The organism is uncultured Arthrobacter sp. (genome assembly GCF_947495145.1).
Taxonomy (GTDB): Bacteria; Actinomycetota; Actinomycetes; order Actinomycetales; family Micrococcaceae; genus Arthrobacter_D.
Genome location: NZ_CANLXP010000001.1, coordinates 86,104 through 110,000, shown reverse-complemented (window position 1 = coordinate 110,000; position 23,897 = coordinate 86,104). Strand labels below are relative to the sequence as shown.

The 23,897-nt window shown below is 63.5% G+C and carries 18 protein-coding genes; 10 read left to right on the top strand and 8 right to left on the bottom strand.

Annotation, left to right across the window (positions count from 1 at the left end):
- Positions 1–107 precede the first annotated feature (107 nt).
- Positions 108–479: a BlaI/MecI/CopY family transcriptional regulator gene (locus Q0877_RS00475; protein ID WP_299165031.1), complete on the top strand. Its 372-nt coding sequence runs from the start codon at positions 108–110 to the stop codon at positions 477–479.
- Positions 480–484: 5 nt separating this feature from the next.
- Positions 485–1,474 (top strand): M56 family metallopeptidase, encoded by a 990-nt coding sequence (locus Q0877_RS00470; protein ID WP_299165030.1) that lies wholly within the window; start codon positions 485–487, stop codon positions 1,472–1,474.
- 62 nt (positions 1,475–1,536) lie between these two features.
- Here the strand turns inward: Q0877_RS00470 and Q0877_RS00465 are convergent, their stop codons facing one another.
- Entirely contained in the window at positions 1,537–3,633 is a 2,097-nt protein-coding gene (locus Q0877_RS00465; protein WP_299165029.1) for a type IIA DNA topoisomerase subunit B, read from the bottom strand.
- Between the two features lie 240 nt (positions 3,634–3,873).
- Here Q0877_RS00465 and Q0877_RS00460 point away from each other — a divergent pair, with 240 nt between their 5' ends.
- Positions 3,874–4,101: a hypothetical protein gene (locus tag Q0877_RS00460; RefSeq protein WP_299165028.1), complete on the top strand. Its 228-nt coding sequence runs from the start codon at positions 3,874–3,876 to the stop codon at positions 4,099–4,101.
- Between the two features lie 117 nt (positions 4,102–4,218).
- Here the strand turns inward: Q0877_RS00460 and Q0877_RS00455 are convergent, their stop codons facing one another.
- The 4 genes from Q0877_RS00455 to Q0877_RS00440 form a co-directional block, all read right to left on the bottom strand.
- Positions 4,219–5,463 carry an RNA polymerase sigma factor gene (locus Q0877_RS00455; RefSeq protein ID WP_299165027.1) on the bottom strand — a complete coding sequence of 415 codons (1,245 nt, stop codon included), beginning with the start codon at positions 5,461–5,463 and terminating at the stop codon, positions 4,219–4,221.
- A 290-nt stretch (positions 5,464–5,753) separates the two neighbouring features.
- Complete coding sequence (locus Q0877_RS00450; RefSeq protein ID WP_299165026.1) at positions 5,754–7,010, bottom strand: DUF4192 domain-containing protein; 1,257 nt, start codon at positions 7,008–7,010, stop codon at positions 5,754–5,756.
- Between the two features lie 95 nt (positions 7,011–7,105).
- Positions 7,106–8,467, bottom strand: coding sequence for a nitrate/nitrite transporter (locus tag Q0877_RS00445; RefSeq protein WP_299165025.1), 1,362 nt, complete (start codon positions 8,465–8,467; stop codon positions 7,106–7,108).
- On the bottom strand, positions 8,439–9,500 hold the full coding sequence (locus Q0877_RS00440; RefSeq protein ID WP_299165023.1) for a proteasome assembly chaperone family protein: 1,062 nt from the start codon (positions 9,498–9,500) through the stop codon (positions 8,439–8,441). Before Q0877_RS00440 ends, Q0877_RS00445 begins: the two co-directional genes overlap by 29 nt.
- Before the next feature lie 256 nt (positions 9,501–9,756).
- On the opposite strand from Q0877_RS00440, the gene Q0877_RS00435 reads away from it, so the two are divergent.
- From Q0877_RS00435 to Q0877_RS00420, 4 genes are all read left to right on the top strand, one after another.
- Positions 9,757–11,307 (top strand): leucyl aminopeptidase, encoded by a 1,551-nt coding sequence (locus Q0877_RS00435; protein WP_299165022.1) that lies wholly within the window; start codon positions 9,757–9,759, stop codon positions 11,305–11,307.
- A gap of 175 nt (positions 11,308–11,482) precedes the next feature.
- A complete protein-coding gene (gene lpdA / locus Q0877_RS00430; RefSeq protein WP_299165021.1) occupies positions 11,483–12,865 on the top strand; it encodes a dihydrolipoyl dehydrogenase in 1,383 nt (460 codons plus the stop codon).
- Positions 12,866–12,988: 123 nt separating this feature from the next.
- Complete coding sequence (sucB, locus tag Q0877_RS00425) at positions 12,989–14,779, top strand: 2-oxoglutarate dehydrogenase, E2 component, dihydrolipoamide succinyltransferase (protein ID WP_299165020.1); 1,791 nt, start codon at positions 12,989–12,991, stop codon at positions 14,777–14,779.
- 58 nt (positions 14,780–14,837) lie between these two features.
- On the top strand, positions 14,838–15,269 hold the full coding sequence (locus Q0877_RS00420; protein ID WP_299165019.1) for an OsmC family protein: 432 nt from the start codon (positions 14,838–14,840) through the stop codon (positions 15,267–15,269).
- Between the two features lie 75 nt (positions 15,270–15,344).
- Here the strand turns inward: Q0877_RS00420 and Q0877_RS00415 are convergent, their stop codons facing one another.
- Together Q0877_RS00415 and Q0877_RS00410 are read right to left on the bottom strand one after the other, a co-directional pair.
- Positions 15,345–18,755: a S41 family peptidase gene (locus tag Q0877_RS00415; protein ID WP_299165018.1), complete on the bottom strand. Its 3,411-nt coding sequence runs from the start codon at positions 18,753–18,755 to the stop codon at positions 15,345–15,347.
- Positions 18,756–18,785: 30 nt separating this feature from the next.
- Complete coding sequence (locus tag Q0877_RS00410) at positions 18,786–20,549, bottom strand: serine/threonine-protein kinase (protein ID WP_299165017.1); 1,764 nt, start codon at positions 20,547–20,549, stop codon at positions 18,786–18,788.
- Positions 20,550–20,651: 102 nt separating this feature from the next.
- Between Q0877_RS00410 and lipB the strand changes: the two genes are divergently transcribed.
- The 3 genes from lipB to Q0877_RS00395 all read left to right on the top strand — a co-directional run bounded on the left by lipB (position 20,652) and on the right by Q0877_RS00395 (position 23,237).
- Positions 20,652–21,374, top strand: coding sequence for a lipoyl(octanoyl) transferase LipB (lipB, locus tag Q0877_RS00405; protein WP_299165015.1), 723 nt, complete (start codon positions 20,652–20,654; stop codon positions 21,372–21,374).
- A complete protein-coding gene (gene lipA / locus Q0877_RS00400) occupies positions 21,371–22,372 on the top strand; it encodes a lipoyl synthase (RefSeq protein ID WP_299165013.1) in 1,002 nt (333 codons plus the stop codon). Before lipB ends, lipA begins: the two co-directional genes overlap by 4 nt.
- A 91-nt stretch (positions 22,373–22,463) precedes the next feature.
- Positions 22,464–23,237: a DUF4191 domain-containing protein gene (locus Q0877_RS00395; RefSeq protein WP_299165011.1), complete on the top strand. Its 774-nt coding sequence runs from the start codon at positions 22,464–22,466 to the stop codon at positions 23,235–23,237.
- 12 nt (positions 23,238–23,249) lie between these two features.
- Here Q0877_RS00395 and Q0877_RS00390 read toward each other — a convergent pair whose 3' ends face one another.
- The gene (locus tag Q0877_RS00390; RefSeq protein WP_299165010.1) at positions 23,250–23,690 is read right to left on the bottom strand and encodes an RDD family protein; all 441 of its coding nucleotides are present in this window, start codon (positions 23,688–23,690) and stop codon (positions 23,250–23,252) included.
- Positions 23,691–23,897: the final 207 nt, after the last annotated feature.

Sequence of the window (23,897 nt, the reverse complement as noted above, 5' to 3'; positions counted from 1 at the left end):
CGCGAAAAAGCTGTAGATTTAGAGAGCCGGATTTGGCGTTTCAACCGCAGACCGCCCGTCCGGCGGCACACCAGGATCAGCACATCAGGATCGACAAAGGAATAAGAATGGCCACGCTCGGTGAACTCGAACGCACAGTGATGGACCTGCTGTGGGGCACCCAGGAGGCCATGACCGCGAATACTCTTCGTGATGCATTGGCGCTTGCCCCGGAAGGCACGTCGGAGGGCAAGGAACTCGCGGTCACCACAGTGTTGACCGTCCTGTCCCGGCTTGAGAAGAAGGGCCTGGTGGAGCGCGAACGCGACACCCGTCCGCACCGTTACCGCGCGGTCACCAGCCGCGAGGACCATACAGCCGAACTCATGCACGAGGTCCTGGTGACAGCCCCCGACCGCGAGGCCGTGCTGGCACGCTTCATCGGCAGCGTCTCGGAGAGCGAGGCCAGCACACTCCGGCGGCTCCTGGGCAGCAGCTAACCTCCATGTTCTGGGCCTCCCACTTTCTGGCCGCGCTTGCCGTGGTCTTGGCGTGGCCTGCGCCGATTGTCCTTTCCCGGGCGCAATGGCCGTCGCGCTCGCCGTTCACGGCGATGGTCCTGTGGCAGGCCATCGCCCTCGCCGGCGGTCTCTCAATGATCGGCGCGATGCTGGTCTGGGGCCTCGAGCCCCTCGGAGACAACCTGCTCGAAGCGCTGCGCGGGCTCTGGGATATTTTCGCGAACGACCGCCCGGCAGACACCCTTGGCCTGGTTCACGTGTTTGCCCTCAGCGCCGCCAGCCTGCTCACCGCGCACCTCGTATTCACGCTGTTCATCACGTATGCGCGCATCAAGGGACAACGACGACGGCACCGCAACCTGCTGAACCTGCTCAGTTCGCCGTCGCAGACGAATCCGGCCACCCTCGTCATCAAGCACCCGGCTCCCGTCGCCTACTGCCTTCCCGGCGGTGCGCGCTCCGTGACGGTCCTTTCGGACGGCCTGATGGGGCTGCTCTCCGAGGATGAGCTACGGGCTGTGCTGGTCCATGAGCGCGCACATCTGAGCCAGCGGCACCATCTGTTGCTGTGGGCTTTCGCGGCGTGGCGCTCGGCGCTCCCCTGGCTGCCGACATCGCGGCTGGCGCAGCGGGCAGTCAACGAGCTCATCGAGATGCTGGCCGACGACGAGGCTGTCAAGCAGGTAGATCACGAGACCCTTGTCGGCGCTATCGCGATTGTGGCCACCGGCTCCCATGGGCCGTCAACCCCTCACGGTCTTTCAGCGGAGCGGAGCCAGTCCCTGCCCGACGGCGGCATGGAGCCGGACGCAGATCCGGACGAGGCCTCGCTGTCGACCGTCCATCGGGTACGCCGCCTGCTGGAACCGCAGCGGCCGCTCTCCGGCGCCCAGTCCTTCACAGCACTGGCTGCATCCGCACTGCTGCTCACCGTCCCGACAGTCCTGTTGATCGCGCCCGGCTTCCTGGGCTGATCTCTTCGCCTGCGGCCTCCGTAGCGTACCTGCAGAAGCACGCGGGCCAGACAGTGCCCGGGCTAAGCGTCGATTCGTTCGCGATCCAGTGACGCAGCCCCGGCAATGATGAAGTCCTTCCGCGGCGCAACGTCGCTGCCCATCAGCAGGTCGAAGACCCGTTCAGCCGCCTCGGCTTCCTGGATCCGGACCCTGCGCAGCGTCCGGTGGCGCGGGTCCATGGTGGTTTCCGCCAGTTGCCCGGCGTCCATCTCTCCGAGACCCTTGTAACGCTGAATGGGTTCCTTGTACCGCTTGCTCTCACGCTCGAGAGCGGCCAGCAGCCGATGCAGCTCCTGGTCGGAATAGGTATAAACCGTCTCGTTCGCCTTGCTGCCGGGATTGAGGATCTCCACCCGGTGCAGAGGCGGTACGGCCGCGAAAACCCGGCCCGCGTCAACGAGCGGACGCATGTACCGGAAGAACAGGGTAAGCAGCAGGGTTCGGATATGGGCGCCGTCGACATCGGCATCCGTCATCAGGATGACCTTGCCGTAACGGGCGGCATCGAGTGAGAAGCTGCGGCCCGACCCTGCTCCCACAACCTGGATCAGCGCAGCGCATTCGGCGTTCGAGAGCATGTCGCCCACCGACGCCTTCTGCACGTTGAGGATCTTTCCCCGGATGGGCAGCAATGCCTGGTAATCGGAGGACCGGGCGAGCTTGGCGGTTCCCAGCGCACTGTCGCCCTCAACGATGAACAGTTCGGAGCGCTCGGAGTCGTCGATACGGCAGTCTGCGAGCTTGGACGGCATGGTGGACGTCTCCAGTGCATTCTTCCGTCGCTGTGTCTCTTTGTGCACGCGTGCCGACACGCGCGACTTCATTTCTGCGACGACCTTCTCGAGCAGGAGGGCGGACTGTGCCTTGTCTGCGCGCGCCGTGGAATTCAGCCTGGCGAGGATCTGGGTTTCGACGACCTTTGCCACGATGGCCCGGACGGCAGAGGTTCCGAGGATTTCCTTGGTCTGCCCTTCGAACTGGGGTTCGGCCAGCCGCACGGTCAGCACGGCGGTGAGACCGGCGAAGACGTCGTCCTTCTCCAACTTGTCGTTGCCGGCCTTGAGCTTGCGGGCGTTCGCTTCAACGACCTTGCGGAAGGTTTTCAGCAGGGCCTGTTCGAATCCCGCCTGGTGCGTTCCACCCTTTGGCGTGGCGATGATGTTCACGAAGCTCTTGACGGATGTGTCGTAGCCAATCCCCCAGCGCAGCGCGATGTCCACCTCGCAGTCACGTTCGATTTCAGCAATCCGGCTGTGGCCGGAGTCATCGAGAACGGGAACTGATTCCTTGAACCGGCCTGAACCGTGCAACCGCCACACGTCTGTGACGGCGTGGTCGATGGCGAGGAATTCCACGAACTCCGCGATGCCGCCGTCGTGGTGGAAGACTTCCTCAACCACGCCGTCAGTGCCGGGAAGGCCGCGTTCGTCGCGCAGAGTGATGCGCAGCCCTGGTACAAGGAACGAGGTCTGCCGTGCACGCGCCTGCAATTCCTCATAGGAGAACTTCGCGTCAGGGGTGAAGATCTGACGGTCAGCCCAGTACCTGATCCTCGTTCCGGTGACTCCGCGTTTGGCGGTGCCGACAACCTCGAGGCGGGAGCTGTCGACAAATGGGGCGAACTTCGCCGTCGGCAGGGGTTTGCGCTCATCGGCGAAACGCCCCGGCTCCCCCCGCCGAAAGGACATCTGGTAGGTCTTGCTGCCACGGTCCACCTGCACGTCCAGCCGTGCTGAGAGTGCGTTCACCACGCTGGCGCCAACGCCGTGGAGACCTCCCGAAGCGGTGTAGGAGCCGCCGCCGAACTTTCCGCCGGCGTGCAACTTCGTGAAGACTACTTCGACGCCGCTCAGTCCGGTTTTGGGTTCCGCATCGACCGGGATTCCTCGGCCGTCGTCGTGCACCTCCACTGAGCCGTCAGCGTGGAGTATGACCTTGATGCTTTGTCCGTGGCCGGCCAGGGCTTCATCGACCGAATTGTCGATGATCTCCCAAAGGCAGTGCATGAGGCCGCGGGAATCGGTGGAGCCGATATACATACCCGGGCGCTTGCGTACCGCCTCAAGGCCCTCGAGTACGGAAAGATGGCGGGCTGTGTATTCAGAGCTGGGGGCCACTTCCTTGGAAACTCCTTGGGATGACGGGCGTTCGCGGTCTCGATCTGCGGAGCCGGGAGCGGCACCGCATCAAGCATATTCCCTTGTCCGCACTAAGGACGGCAGGCGTGCCGCGGCTCTCTCCCCTGCCCTTATTGTCCGTCCGCAGGCGTACGCGCTGAGCGAAAGGACACCAAGCTTGCGAAGAAACGGCGACGAATAGTGGTTATATGAACTACAGGAACCACTAAGGAGGCATCCATGACAACAGCTACAGCAACCCGCGAGCTGACCGCACTGCATCGTTGTGACCGGTGCGGAGCCCAGGCCTATGTGCGCGCAGTCCTTTCGTCCTCCGGTGGTGAGCTTCTCTTCTGCGGGCACCACGCCCGAGCCGTGGAGAGCACCCTCCGGCCCCAGACGTCGGAGTGGCAGGATGAAACTGCCCGGTTGACCGAGAAGGCGCAGAACGCTGCCGTAGAAGCGTAGCCGCGCATCGGCCGTCCGCCGCAGCGCATCGCGATGGGAGCCTCCTGACCGGATGGCATATATACAGAACGAACCCCCTCCAAGGAGGGGGTTCGTTCTGTATATATGCCTACTGCATTAGTCCAGGTAGTCCCGCAACACCTGGGACCGCGACGGATGCCGCAGCTTTGACATGGTCTTGGACTCTATCTGGCGGATGCGCTCACGGGTGACGCCGTAAACTTTTCCGATTTCGTCGAGAGTTTTCGGTTGGCCGTCCGTCAGCCCGAACCGCATGGCTACGACGCCGGCTTCCCGCTCCGACAGGGTGTCCAGGACGGAATGAAGCTGTTCCTGAAGGAGTGTGAAACTCACGGCGTCCGCTGGTACAACAGCTTCGGAGTCCTCAATCAGGTCACCGAACTCCGAGTCGCCGTCCTCACCGAGAGGAGTGTGCAGTGAAATCGGCTCGCGGCCGTATTTCTGCACTTCGACAACCTTCTCAGGCGTCATATCCAGTTCGAGTGCAAGCTCCTCCGGCGTGGGTTCCCGGCCGAGGTCCTGCAGCATCTGCCGCTGAACGCGGGCGAGCTTGTTGATGACTTCAACCATGTGCACCGGGATACGGATGGTGCGGGCCTGGTCAGCCATGGCGCGGGTAATGGCCTGTCGGATCCACCATGTTGCGTAGGTGGAGAACTTGAAGCCCTTGGTGTAGTCGAACTTCTCCACAGCGCGAATGAGGCCGAGGTTTCCTTCCTGGATCAGGTCCAGGAAGAGCATGCCGCGGCCGGTGTAGCGCTTGGCGAGCGAGACTACGAGCCGGAGGTTCGCCTCGAGAAGGTGATTCTTGGCGCGCTTTCCATCATGGATAACCCATTCGAGTTCCCGGCGCAGCTTCGGATCGATGTTCCCGTTAGCCGCCAGCTTCTCTTCGGCAAACAGGCCCGCCTCGATACGCAGCGCGAGATCGACTTCCTGTTCAGCGTTGAGCAGAGCGACCTTGCCGATCTGCTTCAGGTAATCCTTGACCGGATCAGCCGTGGCGCCGGCAGAAACGACCTGCTGGGCAGGCGCGTCGTCGTCGTCAGCGTCTGAATAGACGAACCCGCTGCCGGTGGTGGCTTCCGCGGCCCCCGGCTCTGCGGTCTCGGTATCAGCAGTGTCGACATCCGCTGCAGTGGCAGCGGACTCCTGCTCGGGAAGTTTCACTGCGGCAGTGGCCTCGGAAGCCTTCGTGTCTGCACCGCTCTCGTTGGCCGCGCGCTTGGCACCGCGCGCGGCGGCAGCCTTCGACGCCGGCTTCGCGGCGGAGGTTTTGCGCTTGGTTGCAGTTGTACCGGGTTCTGTTAACACCGGTGCTGTTGTCTTCTTGGCCGACACTCAAGAACCTTTCATACGGCGGTTTGCGGCGCCGCCAAGGGGGCAACACCACTATGACCCTGTCAAGTCCGTGTTTGAATTCAGACCTGTCAGCGGCAACTGTCCGTACATAGAACAGCTCCGCCAGGTGCGCTATTCCCTCACCGACGTGCGGTGGTGTGACCACCCACATCCGCGAGGTTTGCGGCGCCTCAATCTGAAACACGAACCCAACCGGGTCTCGGTTCCATTGTCGCACGCTTTGGAGGCGGCACGTAATTGCTGAATCGGGTACAGGCGGACCCGCCCCCTCAGGCAGCCCGACGGGAATCCGACGTCCAGGCAGTCTCACGCTTTCGGGCCCAGGGTGCGAGAGATCCAGTCCCGACAAGCGTCAGCAACAGTTCCGCCAGCGTGTAGTCGGGTGTTTCAGCAAGCGCCTCCTGCAAATAGGAGTGGGCGCGGGACCCCCTGCCGCGCGCCCACTCAAGCCAACCGAGGATACTGAACAACGCTGAGCGTGGTTGTCCGCTTGCCACGGCTGTCAGGTTCAGGAAGAGTGCGTGTGCTGCATCGAGACGCTCCCAGTCCGGTGCACTGAGCGTAGCCAGGAAGACCTCCCGGAAGAGGACGGCAGGGCTGCCGGCGGCACTTGGCCCAGCGTTCAGATGGGCGGAGCCATCGACCTGCTGCACGGACTGGCTACTCTCCTTCAGCGCCACGCACGGATGTGGAAGATCCACTTCCTCCGGCTCAACGGGAAGTACAGAAGCAGCCTCGGCTGCATCCTGGGCAGCGCCCGCTCCGACTGCCGCCAGGACGATGACGCTGTCCCGCACCGGCGCGCTGGTCAGGCCCGCCAGGAGAAAAGCAATGAGTTCGGGAGACCTCCGCGATTCCGTTCGGTCCAGAGGGTTGGAGATGAGCGCATCCCAGAGAATGAGGCTGTCGCGGCCAAGGCTGGTCCTGTCCCATCTGCCGGTCCATTCGGCAATATAGGCGTCCGTCAGCTTGTGAATTTCATCGTTGCGGTCAATATCACCCGTTCCCACAGCCGCCTCCAACGATTCGGCGTAGGTGCTTCCCTGGTAGACAAGCTCGGCGTTGAGAATGCTTTCGGTGATGCGGGCGAGAGGGTGTCCCGGCCAGGGACAGCACGACGCATCTTCGCAGAAGTAGTCCCGCCAGTGCCGGGAGCTCACAAGCCAGCCATCCAGAAGCGTCAGGCCGGCGGCGTCAAGCACCAGATCGAGGCAGTGGATCAGCGGCGCGTGCGGCGGCGCCCCCGGCTCCTCCCACTCGCTGTCGGTGTAAACGACCATCAACACCCCGTCAGCGGAGGTATCAGATTCCAGGTAGTCCCTTACCGTCTCCGCGTACTCCAGCGGATCCGATTCCGCCGGCGGCAGATCGAGACGAAGGGTGGCGCCTACGCGCTTACCCGACATCGTGAGGAAAACGAGGCTCTCGCGCGGCTGGAAGCCAAGAATATGGGGGACGTAACTGAGGATGTCAGCGGGCGTGCTGACCTTGATGGGGGCATCGGATTGAGGTGCGTTTGCTGTCATGCATACGACTGTGACGCCAAAGCTCCGCCCTGCGTCCTGCTAACGACACTATGTGGGTAAATCCCGTGGATTCGAGAGTTGTGGAGCGGAGGTGGCTACCGGCGGGCTTCGCGCCGCCGTCGTAATTCCCTTGCTATTGCCTCACGGATCGGCGGCACGATGATCGATTGGCGCGCCAGCTGGGCCCGCACCCGGCGCCGCAGAACCAGGATTGCGACAGTACCGATTCCCAGCACGACGAACTGCACGGCGAAAGCGATTCTGAACGAATCCAGCGCGTAAAGGTCGCCGTTCGAGAAACCGCTCGCGAGGAGGAGGTCGAGAATCAGTCCCACGGCAAACATCGTGAGAAGCGCTGCCGTGAATCCGCCGATGTTGACGATGCCGGTCGCGGTGCCGAGTCTGGAAGCAGGATTGAATGTGCGGGCAAAGTCAAAACCGATCATGGACCCCGGTCCCCCGACGGCCAGCGTCACGACCAGCAGGACCAGCAGCCAGACCGGAGCCGTTCCCGGGTAGGTGAGAACCACCAGCCAGGCCAGGGCGGTGGCCGCGGTAATGGCCAGGACCATGGTCGAGCGGCGCAGCGGGTGCCGGGCAACGTACACGCCGAGCAGCGGCCCGCAAACCATTCCCACCACCACGAAGAGAGTCATCAGCAGTGAGGCCGTCGGTGCGGCGAGCTTTTGTGCGCTCACCAGGTAGGGATAGCCCCAGATAAGCACGAAGACCGTGCCCGAAAACTGCGTCGTGAAGTGGCACCAGAGGCCGAGGCGCGTGCCGGGCTGCTTCCATGCCTCGCTGAGGGAGACCCCTGTCTGCCGCAGGGTCGCGCGGCTCCGCTGGTCATTCCCTTCCGGGTGATCGCGGATCAGCGCCACACCCAGGACAGCCGAGAGGACGCCCAGGCCGGCGGCGGAGAGGAAGGCCGTGCTCCAACCCGCGAGTTGCAGGACGGCCAGGAAGGGGACGACGCTAAGGATCTGGCCGAGCTGGCCGAGTATGCCGGTGAGCTGAGTCAGCACGGGAATTCTCCTGGTTTCGAACCAGGCGGGAAGCAGCCGGAGCACAGCGACGAAAGTCATCGCGTCACCGGCGCCGACCAACAGCCGGCCAACGATGCCGGCCGTGATTGACTCGGCAAACGCGAGCTGGACCTGGCCGAGGGTCATCAGAACGGCACCGCTGACAATCATGATGCGCGGGCCGAAGCGGTCGACCAGGACGCCGACCGGAATCTGCAGTCCTGCGTACACCACGAGCTGCGCCACGGTGAAGATCGCCAGCGCGGAAGCTGTGGCGTCGAACCGTTCAGTTGCCTCGATTCCTGCAACCCCGAATGAGGTGCGCTGGGTGACTGCTATCAGGTACGCCAGGACGCCGGCGCCCCAGACCAGCCAGGCCCGCCGGTCCGTTCCTGCAGCGGGATCAGTCGCCAGTCGTTTCGCCTCCGTCATTGGTCTGTGCCGCGGGGCCGTCGCCGTCCGGCTCTGCCGCGGTGCTTTCCGCTTGCGGGTCTTCGTCGTCGGCTGCGCTATCAAGTGTGTCGGCTGCGCTATCAAGTGTCTCGGCGAGTTCGTCAGCCGCGCGCGGTCCCGACAAATACGCCTCTACAGCGGCGCCGAGCTCGTCGGCACTGGCCAGTTCCATGTTCTGCTTGACCAGCAGCGACCGGCGCGAGCCGTCTGAATGCTCGTCATAGCGCTTCTCCAATGAGGACACGACGCCCTGCACTTCGGCAGAGTTGTCCACCTGCCGCGCGATCTGCCGCTCCACGTCGCGGCCTGCTTCGCGCAACCGGTCGGTGGGCAGCACGCGACCAATGGAGGCGCCGAGGTATTCCAGTGCAGTGACGGCGGCCGGCGGGTACTCGGCTTCGGCCAGATAGTGCGGAACATGCACTACATAACCGACGACGTCGTTGCCCGACTCCGTGAGGCGCAGCTCCAGCAAATGCCCGATGGACGCCTGCAGCTCCGCGGTGGGCCTCCACCCCGACCCCATCCCCTCGATGAGGTCGCCACGGTTGCCGTGCACGGTAACTCCGAGCGGCCGCGTGTGGGGAACGGGCATGGGAAGCGAGTGGACCCAGGAGACCAGGGGCACCTCGAGGAGCGAAACGAGCTGCGCGACGGCGGCGCAGAACCGTTCCCACTGCAGGTCCGGTTCCATCCCGCTGAGAAGGAGGAACTTCTCGCCCAGTCCGTCGCGAAGGACCAGGAGTTCAAGCGAAGGCGGCTGATAGTCCCTCAAATGATCCTGTTCGAACGTGACGCGCGGCCGGCGGCTGCGGTAGTCGATGAGTTGATCGGTATCGAAAACCGCAAGAACCTCGTTGTCCAGCGACCCGAGCAACTCATCGCGCACCTGCGCAACAACCTGACCGGCGTCGACGAAACCGGTGAAACCTGCAATGAGCGGAAGTCCCCGCAGCGAAGGGTCATCACTGATCGAGTTGCTTACGTTGTACAGGCTTTGCGGCTCCAACATTGCTTCCTCCTCAGCTCATCTCCAGGCGAAAGCGGCAAACGCCGCGAGCCTTCTTTCCAGTGCGTTTCAACCCTAGTTGATGCGCCTGGTGATCCCGGTTCGTGTAACGCGCCCGCAGGCTCCGGTCATTCCCATCCCCCGCCGGTAGGACGCATGTCACAGGGTGCGACTACGATCGATAGGAACAAACGGACGCGGCGGAACCCGCACGACCGTTGACGTAACCTCCAGCCATCGGAAGCGAGGACGAACCTTCGTGAGCAACACCAGCGATATTCACCTGACCGCAATCTCGCGGGACATCAAGAAATCCGCGTGCGAGGTCCTAGTGATAGGAACAGCCCAGAGCCCGGACGGTCCGGTCTTGCTGGACAACCCGCTCTCGGCCAAGGCCGCCCGGGCGCTCACCGACACCCTTCCCTCCCTGGGAGTTACGGGCGCTGCCGACGAAGTACGCCGCTTCCCCGGGTTGGCGGAAACCGGCGCTGATGTGCTGGTTCTTGCCGGCACCGGGCGCACCACCGCAGGAATTCCGCTATCCGACGAGAGACTGCGTCGGGCTGCCGGAGCCGCCGCGCGCCAACTGGGCGGCGTGGAGAGTATCGCTGTGGCCCTGCCCGCGGCCACAGTTGAGCAGGCCGCTGCCATCGCGGAGGGGATCCTCCTTGGCAGCTACAGCTACACGGAGCACTACTCCGCCGCAGGCGGCAAGGCACCGCGCGCTTCGGCGAAGGCTCTGTCCCGGGTCACCATCCTCACCCCCGCCGCACAGGACCGCGCACTGAATGCGGCGCTTGAGCGTGCACGGGCCATCGGGCGCGGCGTTAACGCAACCCGTACCCTCGTCAACCAGCCGCCGAGCCACCTCTACCCCGAGTCGTTCGCCCAATTCGCTCGGGACTATGTGAAGGGGCTGCCCGTCAAGGTCACTGTCCTTGACGAAAAGAAGCTTGAGAAGGACGGTTACGGCGGAATCCTTGGGGTCGGAAAAGGATCATCCCGGCCACCGAGACTTGTGAAGCTCGAATACACGCCGGCCAAGTCGAAAATCAACCTCGCACTGGTGGGCAAGGGAATCACTTTCGACTCGGGCGGCTTGTCCCTTAAGCCGGGCGCCGGGATGCAGACCATGAAACTGGACATGGCGGGCGCCGCCGTCGTGCTTGCCGCCGTTGCGGCCGTCGCGCAGCTTGGTCTGCCGGTCAGCGTCAGCGGCTGGCTATGCCTGGCGGAAAACATGCCTTCAGGCACGGCACAGCGCCCCTCCGATGTGCTTACTACCTTTGGCGGCCGCACCGTCGAGGTGCTCAACACCGATGCCGAGGGACGTCTTGTCATGGCCGACGCACTCGCCGCAGCGAGTTGTGAATTCCCCGATGCGATCATCGACGTAGCGACCCTCACCGGCGCCCAGATGGTCGCCCTCGGCAAACGCGTTTCCGGCGTGATGGGCGACGACGGCGTGCGGGACGCTGTGAAAGCTGCAGCGGACCGGGTAGGCGAGCAGTTCTGGCCCATGCCGCTGCCCGAGGAGCTGCGCCCGACCCTGGATTCGACGGTTGCGGATATCGCAAATGTCGGTGAGAAGTTCGGCGGCATGATGACCGCCGCTGTCTTCCTCCGCGAATTCGTCGGAGAAGTGAATGGCGAAAAGATCCCGTGGGCCCATCTCGACATTGCCGGTCCCGCTTTCAACGAAGGCGGTGCCTACGGTTACACCCACAAGGGCGCAACCGGTGTTGGGGTGCGAACTCTCGTGGCCTACGTGGAGGACGTTGTCGAACGTGCCGGGAAACAGTCGGTCTGAACCGGTACTCCCCCCGGGGTGAGACTCGACACACGAGGGTGTGCTTCGCCCTTCACCAAGTGGCTGATGGTGTGATCTGGCGATAGGGTAAACCCAGATCACACCAAGCATTCCGCCAGACATCATCCGACGCGCGAACCTAAGTGCGTCACCGATCACGCGAGGGAGCGTCCAAGTGGCCGATACGGCAACTGCGCAAGAATTCGACATCCTGGTACTGGGCGGAGGCAGCGGAGGTTATGCCGCCGCTCTTCGCGCCGTCCAGCTCGGCTTTACGGTCGGGCTGGTTGAAAAGGCCAAGCTCGGAGGGACCTGCCTTCACAACGGATGCATCCCCACCAAGGCCCTCCTGCACTCGGCCGAGGTCGCAGACAGTGCGCGGTCCGCCGAGAAGTACGGCATCAAGGCGACGTTCGAGTCGATCGACATGACGGCCGTGAACGCCTACAAGGATGGCATCATCGCCGGCAAGTACAAGGGCCTGCAGGGGCTGATCAAGGCCAAGGGCATCACCGTCATCGAGGGTGCAGGCAAGTTGACCGGCCACAACACCATTGAGGTTGACGGCACTACCTACACCGGCAAGAACATCGTCCTTGCCACCGGTTCGTACTCGCGTTCCCTGCCGGGACTGGAAATCGGCGGCAAGGTCATCACCTCCGATCACGCGCTGACCATGGACACTATTCCCTCCAGCGCCATCGTGCTGGGCGGCGGCGTTATCGGTTGTGAGTTTGCGTCAGTCTGGAAGTCGTTCGGAGTTGACGTCACGATCATTGAGGGCCTGCCCTCGCTGGTTCCCAATGAGGATGCTGTCATCGTCAAGAACCTTGAACGCGCCTTCAAGAAGCGCGGCATCAAGTTCAATACCGGCACCTTCTTTGAAAAGGTCGAGCAGAGCGACGACGGCGTGAAGGTCACCCTCGCCGACGGAAAGACGTTCGAAGCAGATCTGCTGCTGGTCGCGGTAGGCCGCGGTCCCGTCACTGACGGCCTGGGCTACGAAGATGCCGGCATCACGCTCGACCGTGGTTTCGTCATTACCAACGAGCGGCTGCACACCGGCGTCGGCAATATCTACGCAGTCGGTGACATTGTTCCCGGGCTCCAGCTCGCTCACCGCGGGTACCAGCAGGGCATCTTCGTTGCGGAGGAGATTGCTGGGCTGAAGCCCGTCATCGTAGAAGACGTCAACATCCCGAAGGTCACCTACTGCGAACCGGAGATTGCCTCAGTGGGCCTAACCGAGAAGGCTGCCAGGGAAAAGCTGGGCGATGACAGGGTTGAAACGCAGGAATACAACCTTGCGGGCAACGGCAAGAGTTCCATCCTCGGCACCGGCGGCCTCGTAAAACTGGTCCGGGAGAAAGACGGCCCGGTTGTCGGCGTTCACATGATCGGTACCCGGATGGGCGAGCAGATCGGCGAGGCACAGCTCATCGTGAACTGGGAAGCCTACCCCGAGGACGTAGCCCAACTGGTCCACGCGCATCCCACCCAGAACGAGTCGCTGGGTGAAGCGCACCTGGCGCTCGCCGGCAAACCGCTTCACGGCTGACGTAACTTCCGCCGCCTACAGCGGCACCACACTCCATATAAAGCATCACTGGCAACCTCACACCGACCGGCTGTTCCCGGTACCGGCGGTCGAAGGTAGAACGAACAAGGAGAACCGGACACCATGTCTGAATCCGTGAACTTACCGGCCCTGGGCGAAAGCGTCACTGAGGGTACCGTTACCCGTTGGCTCAAGCAGGTCGGCGACCGCGTCGAGGTCGACGAGCCCCTGCTCGAGGTATCGACTGACAAGGTCGACACCGAAATACCTTCCCCGATAGCCGGGGTCATCGAGGAAATCCTTGTCGCTGAAGACGAGACCGCCGAAGTCGGTGCTCCCCTGGTGCGGATCGGCGACGGCACGGGCGGTTCGGACGAATCGGACAGCGACAGCTCAGGAGCCGAAGCCCCTGCTGAGGATTCCGGAGACGACCAGTCCTCGGAGCCTGCACAACAGGCCGACGAGCCCGCTGAAGCCCCTGCCGCTGAGGAACCTGCGGAATCGGGCGGCGACCAGGGCGGAGGAGAGGGAACTGAAGTCACACTCCCGGCCCTCGGAGAAAGTGTGACCGAGGGAACCGTCACTCGTTGGCTCAAGGCAGTCGGCGACGAGGTGGAGGTGGATGAGCCCCTGCTTGAGGTTTCCACCGACAAGGTCGACACGGAAATCCCGTCGCCTGTTGCCGGGACGCTGCAGGAAATTCGGGTCAGTGAAGACGAGACCGCTGAAGTCGGCTCCGTACTCGCCGTCATCGGATCCGGCAGTGCTGCCCCCGCGCAGGCAGAACCCAAAGCAGCGGAACCGGTGGCCGCCGCAGCGTCGACCGAGCGTGAAGAGCCCACCGCGGAACCAGCGGAGGCGGAAACGAAATCCGAACCCGAGTCGAAGCCGGAACCCGCCGAACCCGCTCAGGCTGCTCCTGCCAAGGAAGCTCCCGCGCCCGCCCAGGCATCCGCGGGACAGGCATCGAGCTCAGATTCTGTGTACGTCACTCCCCTGGTCCGCAAGCTCGCCAATCAGCATGGAGTGGATCTGGGCTCGATCAGGGGCACCGGAGTCGGTGGACGCATCCGGAAGCAGGATGTACTCGAGGCAGCCGAGTCCGCCAAGGCTCCCCAGCAGGACGCTCCCTCGAGCGCTGCTCCTGCCGCTGCATCGCCCGCACCTGCCGCCGCCCCGGCAGCTTCGAAACTGCGGGGCACAGTAGAGAAGGCTCCCCGCATCCGGCAGACTATCGCGCGCCGTATGCGCGAGTCCCTGGAAGTATCAGCACAGCTCACGCAGGTCATTGAAGTCGATATGACGCGCGTCGCCCGCCTGCGTTCGAAGGCGAAGGAGACTTTCCAGGCACAGAATGGCGCGAAGCTGACCTTCCTGCCGTTCATCGCGAAGGCTGTGACAGAGGCACTGAAGCAGCATGCCAAACTCAATGCCTCCTTCGACGAAGAGGCAAAGGAAGTCACTTACCACGATGCTGAGCACCTGGCCATCGCTGTGGACACCGAGAAGGGACTGTTGGTCCCGGTCATCAGCGATGCCGGAAACCTGAACCTCGCTGGTCTCGCCAAGAAGATTGCCGATGTCGGTGCGCGCACCCGCAATGGTCAGATCGGTCCGGACGAGCTCTCCGGTGGAACCTTCACCATCACGAACATCGGCTCAGTCGGAGCCCTGTTCGACACCCCGATCATCAACCAGCCCCAGGTCGGCATCCTGGGAACCGGAGCCATCGTCAAGCGTCCGGTGGTTGTCACCGACGCTGACGGCGAGGACACCATCGCCATCCGGTCAATGATGTACCTGTGCCTCACCTACGATCACCGTCTCGTAGACGGCGCTGACGCGGGCAGGTTCCTGCAGTCGCTGAAGTCCCGCCTTGAGGATGGGGCATTCGAGGCAGATCTCGGCCTGTAACCGAAACACCGGACTCCCTGTCCGGTGCACATGATCCAACCATCGAACAGGAGAACTCATGGCTACCGTACGCTCAGCACACACCATCTGGACCGGCGATCTGCCGACGGGATCGGGTCAGGTATCACTGGACACCTCCGGGCTTGGCACCTACGACGTCACGTGGAAGGCGCGGGCAGAGCAGGCTGAAGGCAAGACCAGCCCGGAGGAGCTCATTGCAGCAGCACACTCGGCATGCTTCTCCATGGCTTTCAGCCACGCGCTCGGCGGCGAAGGAAAGACTCCGGACCGGGTCGAGACGAAGGCAGAGGTTGACTTCCAGCCAGGCGAAGGAATCACCGCCATCCGGCTAACTCTGAAGGCGACCGTACCGGACCTGAGCGAGGAAGACTTCCAGCGTCTCGCAAACGAGGCGAAGACGGGGTGCCCGGTTTCCCAGGCCCTTGCCGGCGTGAAGAGCATCTCGCTGGATGCGACTCTCGAGTCCTGACCCCACGCGTCTTGACGCAAGGCACTGCGCCCCGGCACCTTCAAAGGTGCCGGGGCGCAGTGCTGATATCAGAAATCAGCGACGCGGAGGCAGCGGCGGCGGTGCCAGCTGCGGATGGTTTTCCAGGACCGGCGGCACGTCCGTCGGTAATTCCTCCAGCATCTCGCGAAGGATACCCACGGCGTGCTCCAGCTGCGGGTCCTGAAGCGAGGCATAGGCGTGCGGCGGGAAAGGCACCTCGATATCAGGGTCCACCCCGTAGTTCTCCACTCCCCACTCGATGCCGCCGGTCATCCAGAAGGCGTAGCGCGGCTGCGTGACACCGGTACCGTCAGCGAGACTGAACCGGCCGTCGATTCCGACGACGCCGCCCCACGTCCTCGTCCCGATAACTGGGCCGATACCTCGAAGTTTCGCGACCTGGGTGATGATGTCGCCGTCAGAGCCTGCAAATTCGTCAGTGAGCACGACCACCGGACCACGGGGTGCATGCGCCGGGTACGTGCCGGGCTGCTCGCCCCGCGGAAGCGACCAGGCGGTGACCTTCCGGCCGATCAGTTCGGCAACCAGTTGCGACGTATGCCCGCCGCGGTTGCGTCGCACGTCGATGATGAGTCCGTCCTTGGCGGTTTCGCGGTCGAGGTCTCTGTGGAGCTGAGCCCATCCACGAGCCACCATGTCCGGAATATGCAGGTAGCCGAAGCGCTGGTCCGAGGCTTCATGGACGATGGTGCGATTCGCGTTGACCCAGTTCTGATAACGCAACCGCTCCTCGCTTCGTAGCGGTACAACTGCCACCCGACGCACCGCAGGCTGCCCGCCGCCGTCGTCGTGCCTTGCGACTGTAAGCTCCACAGCCCGCCCGCCTGCTCCGGTAAGCAGCACAGCCGGACCAAGTTCGGGTGGTACAGGTACCCCGTCGACCGCCTGGATGATGTCCCCGGGCTCCACCGCAACTCCCGGCGCAGCCAACGGTGCGGCCGCCTGCGGATCCGATGATTCACCGGCGAAGATTCGGTCCACCCTCCATCCCCGATCGGACCGGCTGAGCTCGGCCCCGAGGAATCCCTGAGCACCCGCTCCCGGCTCGCTGGCCTGCGCGGGGGTGATGTAGGCATGGGAGGTACCGAGTTCACCGTGGAGTTCCCACAGGACGTCCACAAGGTCATCGTGGGACCCGATTCGGTCCAGCAGCGGCCGGTAGCGCTCACGAATTGCCAGCCAGTCCAGGCCGCCCATGTCTTCCGCCCAGAAGAAATCGCGCTGAAGGCGCCATGCATCCTCGAACGCCTGGCGCCACACGCTCGGAGGATTGAGCAGAACGCGGATCCGGTTAAGGTCCACGCTGACCCGCTCAGCAGAATCAGCGTCTGCCGGACCGGAGGTCGGTACCGCAGTGACAGTGCCCGCGTGGAGGACCACAGCCCTCTTGCCGTCTCCGCTGATCTCGAAGGAGTCAACCTCCTGCACCAGGGTGGCGGTTTCGCGCTTGGTCAGGTCGAAGCGTTCAAGTCGTTTCGCGGGTTCTTTCGCATCCGTAGTGGCGCGGCCGTCTCCGGTGATTCCAATTGTGTCCGCTGCCACCCAGAGCAAAGCGTTCTCAACCGCGCGGAGGCCCTCATAGGACCCCTGCGTCACCGGCACGGGAATGATCCGTTCGGCCAGGCGTTCCGCCGTCACTTCAACAGCCGGCGTGGAAGCCTCCCCGTCCTCAACCCGGGTTGGCCGGTCGTGCACGGTGGGGCCAAACGGGGAGGCCGTACCGGCTGAAAGTGCAACCAGGAACGGTTTGGTCGAGGCAGGGAAGCTGAGGTCGAAGCGGTGGGTGTCATACACCGGGTCGAAGCTTCGGTCAGACAGGAAGGCGATGAACCTGCAGTCAGGAGTGAACGACGGCGCGTGGTCGCGGAAGCGCCCGTCCGTGACGTCCAAGATTTCCGGCTCACGTGTCGTCCGGGCAAGCCGGATGCGTGTGCGTGCGCCCTCGCCTGTGACCGGTTCCGTCCAGACAAGCCAGGACGAGTCGGGCGAGAACGCCAGGTCGTCGATGGCGCCGTGGGACGTCGTGGACAGTGTGAAGATCTCCTCGGTACCCACCTCATGAATGAGGATTTCACCCATCTCGCCGGCAAGAGCGATGGTCTTCCCATCCGGACTGACCGCGAGATTGCCCGCCCTGAACCGACCCTCGAATGCAACGCGCGAAAGGGCTGTACCGCCCGCATGATCCTGCGCGACGACCACGACGGCGTCGGCGGCGCGGTCTGCATCCCCTGCATCACCCGTCTCCTGCTGCGTGCTGGAGCCGTCCGGCTGTGTTGCCGGCACCGGCGCGGGCAGACCGTCATCCGCTGCCGCGGGTTCCGGTCGTAAGGCTTCATTGTTGGCGGGAATGTCTACCTCGAACGCGTTGCGTATGTAGAGGGCCTCCTCGCCACCGTGATCCGCTACGTACGCAACGCGGTCGTCGCCGACTGGGCGACCAAGCCGCGCACGGACACCGGCGGTCGCGTCCACAACCCGGGATGGTCCGTCACGGTGGGTCAGCAGATGCAGCGTGCCGTGCGACTCGACGACGCTTGCACCACCGTTCGTGACCGGCACTGCCGCCGCAAGGTGCCGCGCGACATTGAGCGGCTGTGGGCGACGGCCCGTAGACGCCGAGCCCAGTCCGATATCCAGACCCCGCGGCTCAGCATCCAGGCTGTCGAGTAGCCAGAGCTTGCCGGCGGACTCGTACACAACGCGGCTTCCGTCGGTGCTGGCATGCCTCACATAGAACGCCTCACTGTCTGTGTGGCGCCGAAGATCCTGCCCATTCGCTGTCACGGAATACAGATTGCCGTATCCCTCGTGATCAGAAAGGAACGCCAGCCGGCCGCCAACCCACATCGGATCCGCCAGATTGCCGTCGAGCTCCGGAAGGAAGCGGCTGAAGTCGCCGGAACCGTCCGGGTCCATCCAGAGCTTGCCCGCGGTACCCCCTCGGTAACGCTTCCACCAGGCCTGCTCCCGGGTCATGACGCTGCCGATGACAATGGGACGCTCGTCCCCCACCGCTTCTCCGTGGACAATCGCATCGAGCGGTCCGTAGGGCACCAGGCTGCCGGGTGATCCATCCACCGGCAGCGTGTAGGCCCAGGTGTGCCTGGGATCCTCGTGGCGGAACGCGCTCGTTGCGATGATTCGGCCGTCCGCGGTGAACCCCTTCACCCTGGTGCTTTGATGCCCCCAGTAGGTCAGCCGTCGGAAATTTCCGCCGTCCGTGTCCGCGGCAACGACTTCGGGCGCGGAGCCCTGCACGACGGTCCAGGCGATGGTGGAGCCATCCGGTGATAAACGCGGGTTTCGCACGGGTTGCTGAAGCGCCGATATCCGCCAGGCGCGTCCTCCTGAGACGGGAGCAACCCAGACATCGTTCTCGGCTGCGAACGTGACGAGATCTCCGGACAGATGCGGATAGCGCAGGTAGTGAGAGGGAGCCATTGTCCGATCATAACCACAGGTCCCCCACTCTCAGCCGGAGCCCGAATTGTGCACACTTGCGATTTTCCAGGCATCCTCCTGCCTGACCAGAACGAAAACAAGGTCCTGGGGCGTCGATTCCTCTACCTCCCGCACAGCGGCTCCCGAGCCGTCCATCTCGGTGTACCCCGACATGATGGCCGTGGCGGCGACCGCAGCCGCGCCCTCCGGAATGGCGACGGCGTCTGTCAGCGCCGTCTCCTGAAGACGGATGCTCAGGCCGTGAAAAACGTGGCCGCGTTCCTGGAGCCCCATCGCTATCTCCCGGTCGGCGCTCATCACGGCTGAATCCTCGACGTTCACGTGGGACAACAGGTCCGCCTCTCCGGTTGCCAGCGCCATGGCTCGCACGGCTACGAGTGCGGACAGTGCTTTCACTGGATCCGCATCAGCCAGTCTTTGCCGCATTTCTGCGGAGAGTCCCATGCTCTGGCCGGTGCCGCTCGTCGTGTCCGGAGCCTCCGGCCGCGACGCCCTCTTTTCCGAACCGACCTGCGCGCCGGTTCCAATGGAATCCTCAACAGCGGCTGCTTCCTGCCCGGCGTCGTTCGTTTCGCTGCCGATCATGTCCAACAGCTGCGGACCGACCAGCAGAGCTCCACAGAGCACGAGTAGAAAGGGAACGACGCGGAACATGACCGAAACCCATCCGGCCCGGGAACCCTTCCGGCGCCGTGCACTTCGACGCCCGTCCTTCGAAGCATTCGTGCTCCGGGTAGCTCGGCGCCGGCGCGGCTTCAACGCGGGCAACGCTGTGAAGTCTACGAAGAACCGACCCCGTCGGACACGTAACTCGTCACCAGGCGCCCGCCGTGTCAGGAGCTGCGGCAGCACGGACGGATGAACAGCTGCGACGAGGTCCAGGGGTTGCGGCGGGGCAGAATGCAGCACAGCGTCTGCCACCTCACCGGCCGTGGGACGTTTCTGCGGATCGTCGTGCAGCGCAGCTTCAAGAATATTGAGCAGTTCGACAGGTACGTCAGGCACGAGCAGCGGCAGCGGCACCCTTTCCCTTGCCGGACCGGGTGGGCGACCGGTGAGTGAGTACCAGCCGATCGCGGCGATCGAGTAAACATCTGAGGCGAAACCGGCCGGCAACCCGCTTTCCAGAACGGATTGCGAGAACCCGTCCGTGCCATGCGTCCGGGAGTTTGCCTCGCCGAGAAGCCGCCCTACACCAAGATCTGCGAGCAGCGGCTTCCCTTCGGCGCTGAACAGGACATTGCCGGGCGACACATCGCCGTGCTGGACCGAAGCGGAGTGAAGGTAGGCCAGTGCCTGTGCGATCGGCGCAAGGACGGTAATACACTCACCCACGCTCAGCCGTCCACGAGCGGTCACCAGGTTCAGCAGCGACCCGCCGCCGGCATGCTCCAGCAGGATTGCAGGGCCGAGGTCAGTCGATACGATGCCATGGACGCCGAGGAGATGAGCATGTTCCAGCGTCCCCAGGACGGCCATCTCCCGTCGCAGCTTCGACAGCCCCTCCGAGCTTTCTGCGCCTTCTGAGCCTTCCGAGCCTTCTGAGCCTTCCGCCGGACCGGCTTCGGCGCTGGAAGCGGATGTGTGGGGCACCTTGAGTGCCCTCGGGGCACCGGTGTTTCGATCCTCAACCAGCCACACACATGAGCTGCTGCCGACGCCGAGCAGCCTTTCCGTGCGGAAGCCGTTCACGATGGGAGGTCGGTGCACCTCGGAACCACCCGTGGACGTCGCTGCCCGTGCGGCCGCGGTCTGGCGAAGGAAATTGTCCATGGCGACCAGTCTTCGTCAATCGTGAAAACTCTGCAGAAGTTATCCACACCCACACCTCCCATCCGAATGGGAGATCCCAGCAGGCGGGTCTACGCTGGAGGAATGACGCTGGAGTTCTCCCGAATCGGATTCGATCCCCACTTCGTTGATTACCTCGAAGGATGGGACCGGCAAAAGGTTCTGCATGAATCAGTCGTCGCCGGAACCGCGCCGAGCACCGTCCTCCTCCTCGAGCACTCTCCTGTCTACACCGCGGGGAAACGGACCGAAGAGCACGAGAAGCCGTTTGACGGCACCCCTGTTGTACCCGTCGATCGGGGCGGCAAGCTCACCTGGCATGGTCCGGGCCAGTTGGTGGGCTATCCGATCCTTGCCCTACCCCAACCCACGCGGGTTGTCGACTACGTTGCAATACTCGAAGACGTCATCATCGCTGTCCTGTCCGATTACGGCATCGCGGGCATCCGTATCGACGGGAGATCCGGTGTCTGGCTGGCAGCGGACCACCGTGGACCCGCCCGGAAAATTGCTGCGATCGGTATCCGCATCAACCGGCGCGTAACGATGCACGGCTTCGCTATCAACTGCAGCAATAATCTCGCGCCATTCGCCCAGATCGTGCCCTGCGGCATTACGGATGCAGGAGTCACGAGCATTTCGGAAGAGATCGGCCGAACCGTAGCTCCAGCTGACATCGTTTCGCGCGTCGAAGAGCAGCTGCGCAACAATGAGACGTCACTGGTGCTCGATCCCGAGGAGAGTGCCCCGGTTACCGAGACAGACCAGACCGTCGGCAACGACCGGTCGGAAGGAGCTTTACTTTGAGCCTGGCACCCGAGGGAAGGCGCCTTCTGCGCGTCGAAGCACGGAACGCGGCGGTTCCCGTCGAACGTAAACCGGACTGGATCAAGGCCAAGGTGAACATCGGCCCCGAATTTGTGGCGATGAAGAACCTGGTAAAGAAGGAAGGGCTGCACACCGTCTGCGAAGAAGCAGGATGTCCCAACATTTTCGAGTGCTGGGAGGACCGGGAAGCAACGTTCCTGATCGGCGGCTCCGAATGCACCCGCCGCTGCGACTTCTGTCAGATCGATACTGGGCGCCCTGCACCGCTTGACCGCAGTGAGCCGTTCAAGGTTGCGCAGTCGGTTCAATCGATGAATCTGCGTTATGCGACGGTGACGGGCGTGGCCCGTGACGACCTGGAAGATGAGGGAGTCTGGCTCTATGCCGAAACCATCCGCCAGATTCACGCCCTCAACCCGGGAACCGGCGTCGAAATCCTTATTCCGGATTTCTCCGGCAAGCCGGAGCACATCACCGAGATCTGCGCCGCACAACCAGAGGTGTTTGCTCACAACGTAGAGACGGTTCCGCGCATCTTCAAGCGCATCCGTCCCGCGTTCCGCTACGAGCGGTCCCTCGACGTCATCACCCAGGGCAGAGACCAGGGCATGGTCACGAAATCCAACCTGATCCTCGGAATGGGTGAGACGCGCGCCGAAATCTCGGAGGCGCTCCGCGACCTTCATGCTGCCGGCTGCGATTTGATCACGATCACTCAGTACCTGCGCCCAAGCGAACGCCACCTTCCGGTGGATCGCTGGGTCAAGCCGCAGGAGTTCGTCGAGCTCCAGCAGGAGGCCGACGAGATTGGTTTTCTCGGCGTCATGAGCGGCCCGCTTGTCCGCTCGTCCTATCGCGCGGGACGGCTCTGGGCACGGGCAATGCGGAAGAAGGGCCTCGAGCTCCCGCCCCAGCTTGCACATATCGAGGACTCGGGAACCACATTGCAGGAGGCGAAAAGCCTGATGGTCGGTTAGCAGACCGCCACCGATTGGTGCCCGTACCGGACGCTCGCGGATCGCCGTGGGCGTCCGGTGCGCGTTGTGCATCACGTAGACTTAAGACACTATGGCCAACAGCACTGACAACAGCTCCAACAACACCTCCAACGCTGACGGAACGAGCCCACGGCGCCGCCTCTTTTCACGTAAACCGAAGGAAGGCAAGGCCCCAAAGAAGCAGGGGACGCTGAAGCGCATCGGCGAGGTCTTCTCGATGACCCGGCGCAACGATCCGAATGTTATCTGGATCATGGTGCTCGCCTTCCTGGCCGTAGTGGCCGTTGGGCTTCTCATCGGGTTCCTGATTCGCAATGTGGTGACCATGCTGATCATTGCGATCCCGCTGGCCTTTCTCGCTGCACTCTTCATCCTGTCCCGGCGTGCCGAACGCGCAGCGTTTGCTCAGATCGAGGGGAAGCCCGGCGCCGCCGGAGCGGCGCTCAGTGTGTTACGCCGTGGCTGGATTTTGAAGGACGAGCCGGTGGCCGTCAACGCTCGTACGCAGGACGCTGTCTTTCGTGCCATCGGACGCCCCGGCATCGTTCTTGTGGCTGAAGGTCCGGTGGCCCGCGTCAAGCAACTCGTCAATGCCGAACGGGTCAAGATGAACAGGATCGTGCCCGGTGTGCCGGTCCACGTGGTGCACGCAGGAAAGGGCGAAGGGCAGGTTCCGCTGCAGCGCGTTTCAAAGACGCTTCAGAAGATGAAGAAGAACCTCACCCGTCAGGAAGTTTCCGCCGTTGACAAGCGCCTGAGCGCTTTGAGCACACGGATGCCGATCCCCAAGGGCGTTGACCCGTTCAAGGCTCGCCCCGATCGGAAAGCCATGCGGGGCCGCTAACCGTACCAGCAATCAGCTGATCCGCACGAGCAATGTGCCAACGGCGCGGTCGTGCAAACCGCGCTGATCCTCGTCGAAAACCACTGCTGGAATCACCAGGCAGATCAGCAGTGCCCGGACTATGGCGGCGCCAAATCCAGCCGGCCTGCCCTCCAGCCGCTGCACCTGCATGCCGAACACGCGGTGACCGATGCTGTAACCGAGTGTTCCGACCAGCAGCATCTGCTCGAGCGCGAAAATGCCAAGTGTTGCTGTGCCGTCGTAGCCGAAGAACGCCGCGGAGATCAGGCTGCACAAGGCCCAGTCGATGGCCAGCGCACCCAACCGGCGTCCAGGGCGGGCGATTGAACCAGCGCCGTCCCTTGGCCTGCCGAGTCGTTGTCCCGGCCAATGATTCTCGCCGCGCGACGGCGGCCCTTCCAGCCACGAACTGATGTCTCTGCGGTCAACCACCGTCCCACTCTATCCTGCAGGCTCCGGCGCCTGACCGACGGGAAACTGCTGCCGCGTCCAGCCCCGGCGGCCCACAAGCAACGGCCGCGCAAGGAACCAGGAGAGACCGATAAGGTGGAACCCAGAGAACGTATGCGTAGCTGCCGGCTTAAGTTACACGCCGGAAACAATTGCGACACCAGTGGGTAACTGCGCATTCATAGTGTG